A 16,988-nucleotide genomic window follows, 5' to 3' on the forward strand; every position below is an offset into this window, starting at 1 on the left:
CTCTTTCCTCCTGACATGAAACTATTATAGCATCATCCTTTTAATATAGGATAGTTTATTTATGTTTGATTACAAGACTGCTATAGCCTTCAACATTTAGTTGTGAGGCTTGCCCTTTGGCATCCCCAGATATTATATCCAATATTTCATATTTCCCAGTTAAGCTTTGTTGTTCAGAAGATAGGTTATGAACAACAATGATATCGTCAAATTGCATGACATAAAGTGGCGCATCACTTGGTAAACTAATTGGGTTTGCGGTTGATATTTGGGAGTATTTATTTCTTATTTCAATAACTTTAATATAGTGATTGATAAGCGATTGAGAATCTTTAAGTTGATCCTCTACTGAACTTTCAAACGGTACTGTATAGTCTGCATTTTTAGGCGGGTTTGTTCTTCCTTTATCGTCTTTTTGTGACCAAATCATTGGAAGACGTTTATTTTCATCAATCCCACTACCTTTAAGGCCAATTTCTTCACCATAGTAAATAAATGGTGTTCCCGGCATGGTTAGATAAATTGAAGCCGCAAGCTTTTGTTCTTTTTCATCTGTAAAATAACTCGCTGAACGTCCGTTATCATGATTCGATAAAAATGGTGCATCTTTAGCCTTGGGATTATGACTGCGAATTTCATCATTATAGTCCGCAACTTTTTTTGATAGTGCTTGGCCATCTTCTTTTTTGATGCTTTTCACAATATCACCTTGTGCTTGACTGACACCAAAATTAAAGAAGCTATCAATTTTCGAATCATACATTTGAGCGATTGTACTGTTGGGTACCCATGCTTCTCCAACGATATAAGCTTGTGGATTGATTTCTTTAGCCATGGTGTTAAACCAACTTAGAAACTCAGTATTTTTAGATGTTTCATCTTCATAGAAATGAGTTGTAGCATCCAGTCTAAATCCTGAGACTCCAAGATTAAACCAAAATGTCACAATTTCTTTGATTTCATTTCTTACATCCGGATTGTCTAGATTCAAGTCTGGCATTGATTCGGTAAATACAGATTCATACCAAAGTCCTGAACCAATTTCATTGTAACCTTTTTGCCATGAATCACTAAAGTTATAGTAGTCACAGTATTTAGTTTCAGAGCATGTTCCCGATTGCTTGGCAGCTACGGCCTCTTTAAACCAAGGATGATCGCTTGAAGTATGATTCAAGACCAAATCCATAATTAAAGTCATGTCTCTGTCTTTCATTGATGAAAGTAATGATTTCATACTTTCAATATCACCATAAGATTTATCGATATCATAGTAATCCACAACATCGTATTTGTGATATGAAGGCGATGGATTGATAGGCATCAACCAAAGATTGGAGACACCTAATGTTTCTTGTATGTAAGGGAGTTTTTCTTTTACACCTTCTAGATCCCCAACCCCATCACCATTGGAATCATAGAACGATGCAACAAATATTTCATAGTATAGAGATGGTACTTCAGGATGAACGTACGCCTTCTTTTGAGGCGTACATCCAACTAAAACTAATATTCCAAGAAGAATAATTCCAAATTTTTTCATTATCCTTTAACAGAACCCCCTGTGACACCTGAAACATAGTATTTTTGCATAATGATAAATAAGATTGTGATTGGGATTGCGATGATTACCGCCCCTGCACAGAATTGAGTAAAGTATTGATTAATATTTTCCCGTTTCAGCATCTCAAACAATCCTAATGCAACCGTATAGTTATTGTAGTTATCTCGCATAATGAAACTTACGAAGATAAAGTCTACCCATGGTGCTAAAAACGATGTTAATACGGTATACACGATAATTGGTTTGGAAAGTGGTAATGTAATTTTCCAGAAAATATCGTGACGTGTTGCACCATCAATAATTGCTGATTCATCAATTGCTTTTGGTATCGTATCGAAAAATCCCTTAGAGATATAGTATCCCATGGCAGCACCCCCTGAATAAACAAGAACAAGGGCAGCTAGTGACTGATCCAATCCAATAGCTTTGATTAAGTAGTAAATCGCAATCATTGACATAAATCCTGGGAACATCCCAATAACCAAGACGACATTCATCATTGGTTTACGAAGTTTAAATCTCAATCTTGAGAATGCATACGATGTTGCTAGTGTAATAATTGTAGATATTGCACATGTGAATACTGCAACAATAAACGTATTCATGAACCAACGTGGAAAGTTATAACGGGATGTTTCAGTAAAGAGCTTGATGTAGTTATCAAGTGTCCATTGTTTCGGAACAACATAACTTGTGAAAGCACCGGGCTCCCCTCTGAACGAAGTCATGATAATCCATACTACTGGAAGCAACCAAATGACACTTAGAATTGATAAAATAATATGTCCGACTGTTGATTTAGCACGTCGTTTTGCTTTGATTCCTTTCATCATTGGAAATCACTCTCCTTTGCAGTAACTTTTCTAAATACAACCAGTGATAACACTGCACTAATTACGAAGATAATAATACCTACAGTTGAAGCCAACGCATAGTTCTTTTCAGTGAGTGTTAATTTATAGAGCCATGTTACAAGTAAGTCTGTTTTACCAGCTTGATAGTAATCAAGTGATAATGGGCCCCCACCTGTTAACAAGAAGATTAAGTTAAAGTTATTGATATTACCGATAAATTGGGTAATTAAATAAGGTGTTGTGACACTGAGCATGTAAGGAAGTGTGATACTAAAGAATTGTCGTACAGGTCCAGCACCATCAATTCGTGCACTTTCATACATGTCTTCTGGAATATTCATCAAGATACCCGAAGTAATCAACATTGTATAAGGGACACCCACCCACAAGTTAACGACGATAACTGTAATCTTAGCTAATGTTCCATTTGTTAAGAATTTAATGGGTTCACTTATGACACCCCAGTTCATGAGAAGTACGTTGACAGGTCCTTGATCATGAAGTAATTGAGACATTAAGAGTAAACTAACAAATTGTGGAATCGCGATAGAAATAATGAAAATTGTTCTCCAGAATTTCTTAATCTTAATTCCTTTAGAGTTAATAAGCATTGCCAGCAGCATCCCAAAGATATAGTTTAGGAATGTTGCGAAGATTGCCCAAATAAATGTCCATTTTAAGAGTGCAAAGAATGTTCCAGAAATAATCTTATTATTGTAAAGTAAGTCTTTGAAGTTTTGAAGTCCAACCCACGTAAAGAGGCTTCCTGGAGGTTGGTGATCAACATCAAAGTTAGTAAATGCAATGAGTACCATGAAGACCAACGGTGCAATGGTAAATGCAAACGTAAGAATTGTAGGTAATGCTAAAATCGTAACATGATAGCGTTCATTCAATAGTGTTTTCAATTCATCTCTGAATCCTGGTAGTGACTTACCTTCTTCAATAAGTTTTTGATTCGCAATTGCGCCTCGTACACTCATGAAGTAGATTGCAAAGAATCCTATAATGACAAAGATACAGAATACCCCAAAGAGTAGCATCAACATCGAGTTATGCCCTTCAGAATAAAGATATATTCCTTGAGCTTCATCAAACACTTCACCTGCAAGTGTTGTCCCTAATGTCGTTAACCCTGAAAGTTGACTGAACCCAAAACGTATCATATATAGTATGAATAGAATCTGTGCTGAGAGATAGAGATAGCCTTTAATAAATTGTTTTCTCAGAAAGGCTCCCGATCCCATAATAAAATATGCACAGCGAGTAATTTTATCCCCTTTTTTGAACCCATCGAAGAAATTCTTAATGGGTTGTGTCAGTTTATCCATTTCATTTTCTCCTTAATAATGAAAGGGGCATACGCCCCTAAATGTTACTCAACAACACCGTCTTGAATTTGTGAAACCATTTTATCGAGAAGTGTCTTCATTGAATCTTGATTTTTATCTTCAAGTGCAAGTCCGAATGCTTCTGCTGGTTTCCAGAAACTTCCAAGAACATCATTTTGACTGTGTGCAAATGGTGCTTGATCAGCAAGAGCTTTTAAAGCTACGTTAGCTGCGACATCTGGATTTGCTGCTGCTTTAATATTTGAAGGTCCGAGTTCTTGTTTTTTGAATCGAGCTAATTGGCTTTCTTCATTCGTTAAGAATTCTGCAAGAGCTAATGCATCCACTGGGTTCTTAGTATTCTTCTTGACTCCCATGAGTTTGTAACCACCAAAGCTAGCCATTTGAACTTCTTTACCATCTAATGTGTATGATGGAAGTTTAGCTGCTGCATAGTTGTCACCAAGTTTTTCACTGACACCTTTTGCTACCCATGATCCGGAAACACCAGCTGCAATGGTATCACCCATTCCTGCTTGTAAGATTGCGTCATCACCAGTAATAAATGCAGGTGATGCTGTGAACTTACGGATAACTTCCCCAACTTTTACACCTGTTTCGTTATTAAAGTCTAAGACTTGTTTACCATCTTTGATTTCGATTTTATTGCCTGCTCCTAAGAAGAAACTTGCGATATACCAACCGTTTGATACATCCATAAAGATTTTCTTATTTTTTTGTTCTGCAGCTTTAATCATTGCATCAAGAGATTTCACATCTTCTTCTGAGAAGACTGATTTGTCATAATACATGAAGTAACCATTATCTGCTGTCATTGGATATGCGTATAATTTATCATTCAATGTTGCGGATTCAATTGATCCTTCGACATTATCTTTCACCACTTGTTCTTTATTTTTTGTAATTTCATAAAGTGCGCCTGCTTCAACTAAATCTTTGAGTTGATCATTTGCGAATGCAAATACGTCTGCAGCTGCATCCAAGTCTTGAGTTACCATATCACGTGCGTCTGGTTCTCCTACAACTTTGATTTCAATTTCATATTTCTTGTCCGGGTTGGCTTTCTTAAATGCTTCAACTCGTTCTGTTAAGAGTTCTTGTGACTCTTGGGATCCCCATACTTTTAGATTCACTGTTTCATTGGATGGTTTCTTTTGTCCTGAACATCCTGCTACAGCGAGTACAACAAATAATGTTGCAAAAACCTTCATAAATCGTTTCACTTCTTGTTCCTCCTCACGATTAGGAAATCGTTTTCGTAATCTTATTATAACAAGCATTTCTAAAATGTAAAGCCTTTCTGTATCCGTTTACAATATTTATCCGATTATATTAAACGCACTAAATAGAGGATGATAGCAATATAACTGCATTTTACCCAAATATAGATTGAAATTTTAAATTTAAAATACTACACAAAAAAAGAAGGTTTCATCACAATCTTGTGAACTCTGCCTTCTTTTTATCAAATATTTTTTATTCACCTTCGTGTTGGTTAACGTCAACCCAGGTGGGATGAATGGATAGTGTCTGATGACTTCCTACAAATCGAATGGACGCGTGGTCAAAATCAATTCTGTATTCTGGGTTTTCTTTACGGAACTGAATGCAAAATTTAACCCATTCATGATGATCACGGTACCGGTCAACGTAACTCCAATCAATGTGATTAATCTTATCGGGTAAATTATAAGAATTATTATTTCTTTGCTTATCTCTAAAGAAACTTTGCCCAATTTGCATGAATGGCACGCCTTTAGATAAAATCACTAAAGCATTAATACTATCAATCACGTTGATGTCTCGATTTAAAATCGCAACACGATCTGCTAACGCATAGTTATCATGACATTCTACATAATTAATACTTTGAGATGGTGATTGGAAAATATTATTACTTCCAAGGACGGACATTTGAATATTTGGAGTCAATCCAGTATCTGCGAAGCCAAGTCCGGATCCATCTGTTCGTCCACCTATAACATCTCTAAACTGTTCGTTGAAGTGGCCAACATTTGGCATTTTGCGTGAATTAGGAATGCTTGCTTTCATCTGATCACTTAATCCTGATTGCATATGCCAACCTTCTCCATATATATGAAGGTTTGGTAACGCACGTTGAATTGAATTTAGGGTTTCAATATCCATAATTCCCATGAGATCAAATCTGAAGCCGTCTATATTAAATGTTTCTGCATAGTATTTACAAGTATCCACAATCATTTTTCGGACCATGGGGCGTTCTGATGCAATCTCATTTCCACAGTATGTTCCATTTAAGAGATAGTATCCTTCATTATAACGGAAATAGAAATAAGGCACTGTTTTATTTAGGGAAGAAGGAAACACTTCATAAATATGGTTAAAGACAACATCGAGGTTAACTCCGATACCGGATTGATGATATCCGTCGACAACATTTGCGAAATCCTGGATGACTTGAACTGGATTTGTGATGTCGCTACTGTAACTTCCTTCAAGTACCATATACTGCATTGGGTCATAACCCCAGTTATAGTTAAGGAATGGATTCATTTCATCAACACTTCCAAAGTCATTAACTGGCATCAATTGAATATGACTTACACCCATATCTTCAATATGCCGTTTCCCGTAGTTTCCATAAGATTCCAACAACCCAAGAAACTTCCCTCTATTTTTAAAGGGTACATTTGGATCCATACTAAAATCACGAACTTGAGTTTCTAAGATTACTCCTTTACGTGGTTTTAGTGGTACGACATTTAAGTTGAGTTGTTTAAAATCAACAACAACACTTGCGACCCCATTTGGGAGTGATGCTTTCGAATACACATCCGTTGTAACGTGAATATCTCCATTTACATGAACAACATATGAATATGAAACATTGTGTAGGTTCTTTGCAACTTTATGCGTATAAACGCCATTCGGTTTGCGTAGCATTAGATGTTTCTTATTATGATAGGATACAAACACTTTTGTCGCTGTAGGCGCATATAAATTGAATGTTGTTTGATCATTTTCAACATAACTTCCCAGTCGTTCTTCTGTCGCATCATATGTTTTCGCAAACCAGTCAGTATGAACAATACCACGATGAATAATAGGATACTCTCGCCCACACTCATCGGTTACAAAATGTTCTTGCCCTAATTCAAGATTGGGTATTTTCCCATCGATTACTTCAACGTCTTTATAAAATATCTTTCTGTCCTCACTTGTGACAAGTTGTCCAAGATTATCATAAAATACTTTCATCACTATACTCCTCTAATACATATACACTGCATGACTTTGTCTCTACAGGGAAATATCCAATCCCCTTATCGTCAATGGTCACGAGTTCAGTTATATGCTCCATTAAGTCTTTAAATCGCTTCCCAGCGTGGTGTTTTCCTACATACATCTTCTTTACAGACTGGTGTCTGTTCGTCATTACGATGGCTGCAGGAACATTTCCATCATAACTCCATCCTATCACATGTGCATCGTCAAGCATGTCATAAAGCTCTCCGTCAACACGATGCGACAGCCTCATTATTTTAGCTAGCTTTGGAAGTTGCCACATATAATCAGGATAGAATACACAAGGAACTCCTTGGGGACGTAAAAGAATTAATGCGTACGCATGGTAACGAAACCATTGCTTAACATAAGATTCTAAAGATTGACCCATCTGTGTATCATGATTATCAACAAACGTGACAGCATAATCTGGTTGTGTTGATACAAGTGTTCCGTTAAAGATATGTCTCATATCAAAATTATCTTCTAAATAACTCGCAATGTGAAAATTAAAATGAAGCGGAACATCAAACAAGGACATACAGTATTCTGCCTCTTGCAAGTAATTATGCAATGCACGTAAGTCCGGACTCCAATACTCGCCAACAGCGAATTTTTTTCCAGTTGTATTCATCGCTGACAACCATTGATTATAAAAATCAAAGTCAATATGCTTCACCGCATCAATTCGATATCCGTCTAAATTAAAGGTACGAGTGTACCATTGTCCCCACTCTTTGAGATGATTTTGTACATCAGGGTGAGAAACATCAACATCTGCTCCCATGAGGTAATCAAAATTACCAAATTCCTCATCAATGTTATCCGACCAGGTCTTCCCTTTAAAAAGATAGATATCTGATTTTTTAGTTCTACAATCAAAATCTACTGCAGTAAAGTGATTATGATTCCACTTAAAATCAGAATACATATTATTTCTGTTTTCGAAATTAAAGACAGTCCAAGCTTCAATCTGAATATCATCTTTTAAGATTTCTCTATTTCTTGGATTCACAATTGTGGCAGCAACAGCTTCAGTAGCATCTGCTCCCATTTTATGGTTCAAAACAATGTCAGCATAAACTTTGATATTGTTTTGATGCAGCGCTTCGATTGCCTTTTGATATTCGTCTTTAGTACCATACTTTGTTCGAATCGTATTTTTTTGATCAAATTCACCTAAATCATATAAATCGTAAACTGCATATCCAGTATCTTCAATACCATTTTTTGCTTTATATGCGGGTGGTAACCACGACTCTGTAATTCCGTCTTTTTTATATTGATGAGCATTCGCAGCAACTTCATTCCAAAGATTATCCTCAGATTTACTGTACCACTCAAAATTTTGTAGTAATATTCGCTTCATAGTCATCTCCTCAGAAAACGTTTTCTGACCCTTATTATATCGAAGAGATATCAAAAATCAAGTCAAATGGAATTGAAACCTGCACTCATGTCATGAATTACGGAATATTCAATGCAAGTACCAAACAAGAGATGCTCCAAAACACTAAAACAATGATAAAAAAACCTGTCATCGTTTATTGAAAGAATCGATATTTTTTTATAGTTTAGTTCATAGGCAATTTCAATTTCGGTTGTTTTATTGAACTTTGGTGCGAGAAGTTGATCATATCCAAGCGTAAAATCAATAACAAAATATTGGTTATCTCCAGATCCATGCGACGCTCTCCGTAAGCTTTTAGATACCCCACCTTTTTTACTTTACCTAGATAGTTATTAATCATTTTGTCCCTCGCATCTAAGATTGGTCAAGGTTTTTAGTTCATCTTACTTGCTTCAAGTTCCATCATTGATACCAAATCATGATAAGAAAGTTTCGGAATAATAACATGATTGGCATCATAAGTTTCAAATTCTTGAATGTAATCTGCAAATTTGGAATAAGGTAGTGAGAAGTCAAGAACCTTAAAATTATCCTCACTATCTACAAAATGTATTCGCGCATTAGGGAGTGCTGATTCAAACATTTCTCCTTGTGCTCCAAATGGAAGAAATGCTCTTCGAGGCCCAACAGATATTGTCATCGTTGTGTAGACATAACGCATAATGACTTCGTCTTGGTCATTTTTGTAAAATGCGGGCGCCATGTAATAGTAATCCCAGTTTTGACAACGATCAAGATAGGAAGTGTATGCTTTCATAAACTCATCCTCAGAGAGATTTTCGAATAATCTAAAATCCACATCAATCGGATTCATCACTGCAAAAATGGTGGAAACGCCTCTTTCTATGTTCTCTACAAGTGTACGACGGTTAAATGCGAGTTCAAATTCTCTTGCAGCTTTGATATCTTTGATGTCTTTCAATGTTGTGCCATCTTCATCGAGAATTGGATGGATATTACACTGCATCATACAATCTAAAAAATCATAAACATTGTTGATATCATCGTCAGTTGCAAAATAGTTCATTGTAAGTTCTAGTTTTTGTGGGTTTTGTAGATTGATTATAAATCCTCTACCCATCCGCTCTGCTTTATAAACGATAATTTCATTAGGATTGAGTTGGTCTGTAAGTCTACTTCCATTATCCCAACTACCGTATTGGAAAGCCCCTTGTGTTACTTTCTTAATTTCTTCAAGCGTAAACTCTTTTTTGAAGAAACCTTTTTTAGTCATGGTATACGTTTTTGACATTCTCATATCTCCTACTTCTATAGCATAATTTTAACATGCACATTAAGACCTAACATGACTTTAACCAAATACTCATCAAGTTTTCATAATCTATACAAAACTTTAAAAAAGGTGCCGTAGCACCTTATAGACTTCGATATAAATCACGATAAACACGTGCAGATTCAAGCCAATCAACCTTTTCATTCATTGCATTGGTTTGAAGTTTCAACATGTATTTCTTGTCACCATAAACACCGAGCGCGCGTTCAATAGCATCATACAAGTCATGTTGTGAAAAATGAGAGAATGAAACGCCGGTTCCTTCATCAGTATAGACATTATACGATGTGACAGTATCACGTAACCCGCCTGTTTCGTGAACTACAGGTAATGTTGCGTATCGCATTGAAATCAATTGCGATATACCACAAGGTTCAAATTTAGACGGCATAAGGAAGAAATCACTTCCTGCATAGATTTGATGCGCAAGATTTTCATTGTACCCATTCGAGAATGAGACATTTTCTGGGAACAAATATGATAGATACGATAAACGATCTTCATAATGGGAATTTCCCGAACCTAAAACAACAACTTGAAGATCCAATCTCATAATGTCTTCCATGATATCAATCAGGAGGTTAACTCCTTTTTGATCCGTGAGTCTTGTGACCATACCAAATAACGGGATATCTGCATCTTCTTTTAAGCCCAACGCTTTCTGAAGTGCGAGCTTGTTAGGGGCTTTTGCCTCGAGTGTTTTAATATCATAGTTTGAAACAAGGAGCGGATCTTTTTTAGGGTTCCACATTTTCGTATCGATACCATTCACAATCCCAATTAAATCTGGTTCACGAAGGCGTAAGACCCCATCCATTCTTTCTCCAAATTCCGGTGTAAGAATTTCATGAGCGTATGATTCTGAAACTGTTGTAACTTTATCAGCGTAAAAGATACCACCTTTCATAAAGCTCATTCCATCATCAAAATTGACGCTATTATCATAGATTAAATCCATTGTTAGACCAAATACATCCGTAAGGACACTTGTTGGGAAGTTTCCTTGGAATGCTAAGTTATGGATCGTATAGACATATTTAATATGAGAAATTCGATTATGCCATTTGAATAGTGTTTTTCCTAATACAGGAATCATTCCTGTATGCCAATCATGGCAATGAACCAAATCAAAATCTTCATCATGGTTCAAAATAAAGTTCATGACTGCTAGTTGGAAAAATGCAAAGCGTGCTCCATCGTCATGATATCCATACAAGCCATCACGTTCAAAATATTGACGATTTTCAACAAAGTAAGTTGTAATCGAACCATTAGTATGTGAGAAAATACGAGCTTCTTCATCAAACATACCTTGATTAACTCGAATTGTACGCACATATTCAAAATTATCCAAGTTTAAATCGATTACTTTTTGATAGAGTGGCATAATGACACTAACATCAACACTTCGGGTCTTTATTTTTGAAGGTAATGAGCCGACTACGTCTGCAAGTCCACCACTCTTCACATAAGGTAAGCCTTCACTGGCTGCAAATAAAATATTCATTGTTTCTCCTTTTTTGTCCAAAAGGACTCTTATTTATAAGTATCTTTAATAAACATGACTGCTGCGAAAGGAGCAAGTCGTGTTTGAATGCGATGTGGTTGTTGGTGTAGTGGATCATCACTACTATCTATAGCCACATAGTTCGTCATATTACATCCTTCATATATATCTCTTTCTGAGTTTATCAGTTCAATGTAAGTTCCAGGTTCAGGAACTCCGACATCGTATCGCTCATACGAAACAGGTGTCATATTGAGAACGACAATAATCGTTGATTTTGATCCAACACGATAATAGCTATAGATACTTTGGTCGTGATTATCAACTTCAATCCATTTGAAACCATTAAAGCCATAATCATTTTCCCAAAGTGCATCATAGTGAGAATAGATATGATTTAAGTCTTGAATATAACGTCTAAAGGAAAGATGCCTTGGATAATCGAGCAGGAACCAATCAAGTGGTTTTTCTTCATCCCACTCTCTAAAATGTCCCAATTCATTTCCCATAAAATTTAATTTTTTTCCAGGATGCGTCATCATATAAAGGTAGATATTCTTTGCAAGAGCAAATTTTTGATCGTAATCCCCCACATCTTATCTACGATTGTCTTCTTACCATGTACGACTTCATCGTGAGATAACGGCATTAAGAAACGTTCACTATAAAAATAGTACATACTATAGTTGATAAGTTTATGATTATCTTTTTTATAAATAGGATCTAAAACATAATACTCTAACGTATCATTCATCCAGCCTAAGTCCCATTTATAGTGAAATCCCAATCCACCTTCAGTCTCGGATTTCGTAACATTCCCGTAATCACTGGAATCTTCTGCTATCAACATGACCGTTGGATATTCTTTCTTCAAGATATGATTCATCGTTTTTAAGAAGTGTATTCCGGGTCCATTTTCTCCACGATCTCTATTTCCTTGGTAATAAATTAAATTTGAAATTGCGTCCATACGAAGCCCATCAATATGGCACATCTCAATCCAATAAGAAACACTCGAAATAAAGAATGTTTGATTCTCTACTTTGGAATAATCAAAGTAGTGTGTTCCCCATTCTGATTCTTCATGCATTTCATATTGGTCAGTTCCATCAAAGCAACAAAGTCCGTGTGTGTCTTTAACAAAATGTACAGGTACAACATCAAGAATGACGCCATATCCATGTTGATGCATGACATCAACGAATTTTTTAAATTGATCTAAAGATCCATAACGACTTGTAACCGCAAAAAAGCCAGTTACTTGATAGCCCCACGATCCTAAAAATGGATGTTCAGTTACTGGCATTAACTCAACATGGGTATAATTCATAAATTCAAGATATTCTACAAGTTTATAGGCTAGAGATTCATACGTCATATTTTCTTCGTGAATCCACGATCCAAGATGGACTTCATAGATATTCATAGGACGATTAAAATTCAAGTCTCTATGCTGCATCCAATGTTGGTCATTAAATTGATAACGATAGATATCAACTACTTTACTTGCAAAACCTGGTGACAGTTCATTATAGAAACTGTATGGATCTGCTTTTTCAACGTAGCTACCATCTTCTTTAAAGACACCGAATTTATACATATCCCATTCTCTTAATTGAGGTATAAAGAGCTCATAAATTCCTGAATCACTAATTCGATTCATCCACTTCTCATAGTAGTTCCAGCCATTGAATGACCCCGCTACGCTGACACGCGCAGCATTGGGGGCATAGACCCTAAAGGTGACACCTTCATCACAGAGGTGCGCTCCAAAGTAGGTATACGCACGATTGTGAGGGTGTTGGCAAAACGATTCAACATCAAACTTCATAAGGTCTCCTTCATCCAAAGATTGATTTAATCTTGAGGGCACTTAACACATTCACCCTTTTGAATAATTACTGGATTGTTGGCAGTACCTCGAACTTCAGCATTCGGTTCGATAGTAGCTCCCTTCTCCACAATGGCATACTCAATAACTGCATTCTGGCAGATATGGACGCCTGCATGAACAATACTTCGAGCAACATGTGCCCCTTTTTCGACCATACATTTTCTAGAAATAATTGAAGATTCAACGGTTCCATTAATAATACATCCTGTCGAAATTTCTGCATTATGAACCGATGCATTTTCAGTATAGTAGGTTGGAACACCACTCTTAGAACGTGTGTTAATGGTGTTACTTCCTTTAAAGAGTGCATTTAAGTTTGCTGTTTCAAGCATCGACATATTAGCACTGTAATAAGCTTTTAATGAATTAATAATTTCAAGATAGCCTGCATATTCATACATACAGGTACGGTATTGAAGTGAGTAACCACGAATAAGAGAACCAATGTCTACATACAAGTGATTTTTTTCAGCATGATCAAAGATATCAAATAAAGTATTTTTATTAATCATATAAACATGACCATCGATAGAATGTTTAAGATTATCATTATGACTTGATATCATCACACCATCGAGGGTATCGTCTTCACTAATGCTATAGTACTCATCTGCATTTGATGAACGTGTTTTTTCAGTTGGAATCGATTTATAGGCAATCGTAATCTCTGCATCACGTTTTTTATGGAAGTTTGTTAATGCTTTAACATCAATGTTATGAACAGCATCTCCCTCCATAATCAATACATATTCTGCTCCAGAACGATTCACAAAGGTACGTTGATTTTCATAGTATCCTTCTTCGGGTTCCAACATTAAGTAGTCAGCAAGCTTTCTTCTTTGTTGAGAGAATGTAAAGATACCACCACCGACAGCGCCATCTAAATCCCATTCTTGGCCACTACGAATATGGTCATAAATTGAACGGCCACTTTCTTCAATAAAGATAGCCACTGAATCTATATGTGCTGATGCTATGGCTGATAAAGAGAAATCTATAATACGATAACGACCTGCGAAAGGTAACGCTGCAATGGGTCTATGTGTTGTGAGAGGGTGCAGTTGTGTTTCATGTCCAGCTAAGTTAATTATTGCGCATACACTATTTTGTCTCATATTTTTTAGCTCCTACAATTTCATGATATCCGATTACTTCAATAGATTCAGGAGTACCGATTACTTTAGAGCCATCTGCAATTTGTGCACTTTCGCCAATAATTGCATACTCAACTTGTACGTCTTTTCCAATTGAAGCGCCAGTCATCACAATGGATTGTGATACTGTACTGTTTTTACCAACTTTAACATCTTGAGAGATTACCGAGTGTTCAACCAAACCATCGATATAACATCCATCACCAATCATTGCATGTTTCACCGTAGCATTACGGGTAATGTATTGAGGTGGAGAGATTGTGACCTTCGTATAAATGGGCCAATGGCTATCTCTAATTTTTAAAGTATGATTCAAATCTAGGAATTCCATATTTGCTTCCCATAGGCTTTCGATGGTACCAACATCTTTCCAATAGCCTTCAAAGCCATAAGCAAAGACACGTTCACCATTCGCAATATATGCTGGAATAACATTTTTTCCAAAATCTTCCATTGCGCGATCAGTTGCTTGATCATGAACAAGAAGTTCACGAAGTTTTGGCCAATCAAAAATATAAACACCCATCGAAGCTAGCGTTCCTTTTGGTTCTTCTGGTTTCTCATGGAATTGAATAACACGACCTAGCGTATCAGTTTCCATAATTCCAAAACGAGAAGCTTCTTCTAAAGGAACATCGATAACTGCGACCGTTAATGATGCTTCATTTTCTTTATGATATTCAAGCATTGCTTCATAGTCCATTTTATAAATATGATCGCCTGATAAAATCAGTACATAATCTGGATTCTTTGAGTCAATATAGCTAATATTTTGATAAATAGCATTCGCAGTTCCTCGGAACCATTTCTCACCATCTTGACTGGAGAAAGGTTGAAGAATTTTCGCACTGCTATTTCGTCTGGAAAGTCCCCATGATGCACCATTTCCAATATGTTCGTTTAATTCCAGAGGTTGGTATTGTGTGACTACCCCGACATCTAACACATTTGAATTTGCACAGTTACTTAATGTAAAATCAATAATTCGATATTTCCCACCAAACGGTACTGCCGGTTTCGCTGTTTCTTTGGTCAACTTACCCAAACGCGTTCCTTGGCCTCCCGCTAAAATCATTGCTACCATTTCATGTTTCATTTTCAATACTACCTCCTGTAGTACACAATCATGCGCAGCATACACCCCTCAAATTAACTCGAAAGTAAAACAATTCATCTTTAAAACACAAGATAAAGTTCTACTTGTCTTATTGAAAAAACACTAAGTTATCGCCTCAAAATATGAAAAAAAACCATTCTAATATTATTTTTTCGCAGTAAACTCCTAAAAAATAATCTGTAAAATGGTTAGCTCTAACTTATGATTAAATTATAACGAGGATATAAGTTTTTGTCAATTTTAAATCTTGTTATTGTGAAAATATCATCAAAATAACACATAACAAAAATTTATAGATTATAAAAGTTTCTTTCAAGCTTTGTTTAAGCCTTTAACAAGCTTTTATAAACTGAGATCCTTAAAGTATTCTACCTGCCACTTTTGAGTACGTGTAGCGGTTGCATTCAAGTCTTTCTCCCAGCTTGGGTAAACGCGGATTGCCATCTTTCCTTTTTGTGATTCTGTCTTTAATATTCCTTGCTGTTTCAAGACTTCTTGTGGAAAAACGAAAATCCCTCTAAGGTTACCATCAACAATGTTAACAAGTGTAAAATCTACTGAATTATCATTGCTAAATGCCTGATTTACGTTCTTTATATCCTTCTCATAAAATGCCACAAAATATCCTTTTTTCTTTGGAGTTTTCTTAGCAAGACGACTTCGATACCTCTTACCTTCGTGCTCAAATCGACACCCTTCATATTCTTGATTTTGATTTTCTTCAGTGAGGATTATATTTGTGTGTTCCTCAATTCCGAGTCCTATATTAATATTAACTAATGAAAGCATTTATTTCTCCTTTTGATGATACCATCGATCTATGATTGTTCCTCCCACTAAAGCTACAAGTGCCGTAGCCCATAAGACTGGCCAACTAAAGAAACGGCCATGGTTTTGGGGTGCAATCCATAAAAAAGATATCACAAGATAAATTACCGCTACAATAATACCGTAGTATAGTCGGGTCTTTTCAACTTTTGATATTTTTTTCATTCTCGTATTCCTCCTCTTGTTTCTTTGCAGGTACTAAATACAATAAGAAGCGGTAGAAAGCTTTCTATCAGATTTAATGCTATTAAGAGTGGAAATTGATTTTACAATTATAACATAGAAAGACTAGAGTGATTGATTATTTCGACTCCTGCGCACATTACGATAGTGATTATAGAAGTGAACCGCAAGTGTCTTTAAAATAATAACAATTGTATAGATAAGCGGCAATGTAAAGGAAGCCTGCCAAGTGATTGAAAAGGACTGATTTTTATAACAAGCTAGGGCAATATAAAATAACCAAACAATGATTACACTTATAATGTCGGTTTTTAAACGTTGTTTAATCATATGCTTATCCTTCCTTAATTCTATTTTATCACAACTTTATTCAACATGTCATGCATACCTCTATAAAGAAAAAACCGCTATAAGCGGTCTTCCCAATCACCTCAAGAGATAACGATATTATATGCTTGTGCGTCTGGTGATTAATTAAAGTATAACTTAATCAATAAACAACTATGTAAAAATATCGTGAAAAGAAGATGAACATTTAGGGAAATAAGCCCTTTCACTTAAGTTTT

At 35.9% G+C, this 16,988-nt stretch carries 15 protein-coding genes; all 15 read right to left on the bottom strand.

From position 1 onward, the window contains the following. Nucleotides 1-55: 55 nt before the first annotated feature. The 15 genes from H9L01_RS10570 to H9L01_RS10640 all read right to left on the bottom strand — a co-directional run bounded on the left by H9L01_RS10570 (nt 56) and on the right by H9L01_RS10640 (nt 16,752). Nucleotides 56-1,540: an alpha-amylase family glycosyl hydrolase gene (locus H9L01_RS10570; protein WP_187533911.1), complete on the bottom strand. Its 1,485-nt coding sequence runs from the start codon at nt 1,538-1,540 to the stop codon at nt 56-58. Then, nucleotides 1,540-2,394, bottom strand: coding sequence for a sugar ABC transporter permease (locus tag H9L01_RS10575; RefSeq protein WP_223151029.1), 855 nt, complete (start codon nt 2,392-2,394; stop codon nt 1,540-1,542). Before H9L01_RS10575 ends, H9L01_RS10570 begins: the two co-directional genes overlap by 1 nt. Beyond that, nucleotides 2,391-3,746, bottom strand: a complete 1,356-nt coding sequence (locus H9L01_RS10580) for a carbohydrate ABC transporter permease (RefSeq protein WP_187533912.1) — start codon at nt 3,744-3,746, stop codon at nt 2,391-2,393. The genes H9L01_RS10575 and H9L01_RS10580 overlap by 4 nt, the downstream gene beginning before the upstream one ends. Nucleotides 3,747-3,790: 44 nt before the next feature. Next, the gene (locus tag H9L01_RS10585; RefSeq protein WP_187533913.1) at nt 3,791-4,990 is read right to left on the bottom strand and encodes an extracellular solute-binding protein; all 1,200 of its coding nucleotides are present in this window, start codon (nt 4,988-4,990) and stop codon (nt 3,791-3,793) included. Nucleotides 4,991-5,243: 253 nt separating this feature from the next. Continuing rightward, nucleotides 5,244-7,007, bottom strand: a complete 1,764-nt coding sequence (locus H9L01_RS10590) for a type I pullulanase (RefSeq protein ID WP_187533914.1) — start codon at nt 7,005-7,007, stop codon at nt 5,244-5,246. After that, nucleotides 6,991-8,403 (bottom strand): alpha-amylase, encoded by a 1,413-nt coding sequence (locus tag H9L01_RS10595; protein WP_187533915.1) that lies wholly within the window; start codon nt 8,401-8,403, stop codon nt 6,991-6,993. The genes H9L01_RS10590 and H9L01_RS10595 overlap by 17 nt, the downstream gene beginning before the upstream one ends. 415 nt (nt 8,404-8,818) lie before the next feature. After that, nucleotides 8,819-9,697 (bottom strand): DUF4299 family protein, encoded by an 879-nt coding sequence (locus H9L01_RS10600; RefSeq protein WP_187533916.1) that lies wholly within the window; start codon nt 9,695-9,697, stop codon nt 8,819-8,821. A gap of 124 nt (nt 9,698-9,821) precedes the next feature. Next, a complete protein-coding gene (gene glgA / locus H9L01_RS10605) occupies nt 9,822-11,246 on the bottom strand; it encodes a glycogen synthase GlgA (RefSeq protein ID WP_187533917.1) in 1,425 nt (474 codons plus the stop codon). A 29-nt stretch (nt 11,247-11,275) separates the two neighbouring features. Next, a complete protein-coding gene (locus H9L01_RS10610) occupies nt 11,276-11,839 on the bottom strand; it encodes an alpha amylase C-terminal domain-containing protein (protein ID WP_246449066.1) in 564 nt (187 codons plus the stop codon). After that, complete coding sequence (locus H9L01_RS10615; protein WP_187533919.1) at nt 11,785-13,077, bottom strand: alpha-amylase family glycosyl hydrolase; 1,293 nt, start codon at nt 13,075-13,077, stop codon at nt 11,785-11,787. Before H9L01_RS10615 ends, H9L01_RS10610 begins: the two co-directional genes overlap by 55 nt. A 26-nt stretch (nt 13,078-13,103) precedes the next feature. Continuing rightward, nucleotides 13,104-14,255, bottom strand: coding sequence for a glucose-1-phosphate adenylyltransferase subunit GlgD (gene glgD / locus H9L01_RS10620; RefSeq protein WP_187533920.1), 1,152 nt, complete (start codon nt 14,253-14,255; stop codon nt 13,104-13,106). After that, nucleotides 14,242-15,390: a glucose-1-phosphate adenylyltransferase gene (locus tag H9L01_RS10625; RefSeq protein WP_187533921.1), complete on the bottom strand. Its 1,149-nt coding sequence runs from the start codon at nt 15,388-15,390 to the stop codon at nt 14,242-14,244. The genes glgD and H9L01_RS10625 overlap by 14 nt, the downstream gene beginning before the upstream one ends. Before the next feature lie 363 nt (nt 15,391-15,753). Then, complete coding sequence (locus H9L01_RS10630; RefSeq protein WP_187533922.1) at nt 15,754-16,200, bottom strand: MepB family protein; 447 nt, start codon at nt 16,198-16,200, stop codon at nt 15,754-15,756. Next, the gene (locus H9L01_RS10635) at nt 16,201-16,404 is read right to left on the bottom strand and encodes a hypothetical protein (RefSeq protein ID WP_187533923.1); all 204 of its coding nucleotides are present in this window, start codon (nt 16,402-16,404) and stop codon (nt 16,201-16,203) included. Between the two features lie 123 nt (nt 16,405-16,527). Continuing rightward, nucleotides 16,528-16,752 (bottom strand): hypothetical protein, encoded by a 225-nt coding sequence (locus H9L01_RS10640; protein ID WP_187533924.1) that lies wholly within the window; start codon nt 16,750-16,752, stop codon nt 16,528-16,530. Nucleotides 16,753-16,988 lie beyond the last annotated feature (236 nt).

The organism is Erysipelothrix inopinata (assembly GCF_014396165.1).
Lineage (GTDB): Bacteria > Bacillota_I > Bacilli_A > Erysipelotrichales > Erysipelotrichaceae > Erysipelothrix > Erysipelothrix inopinata.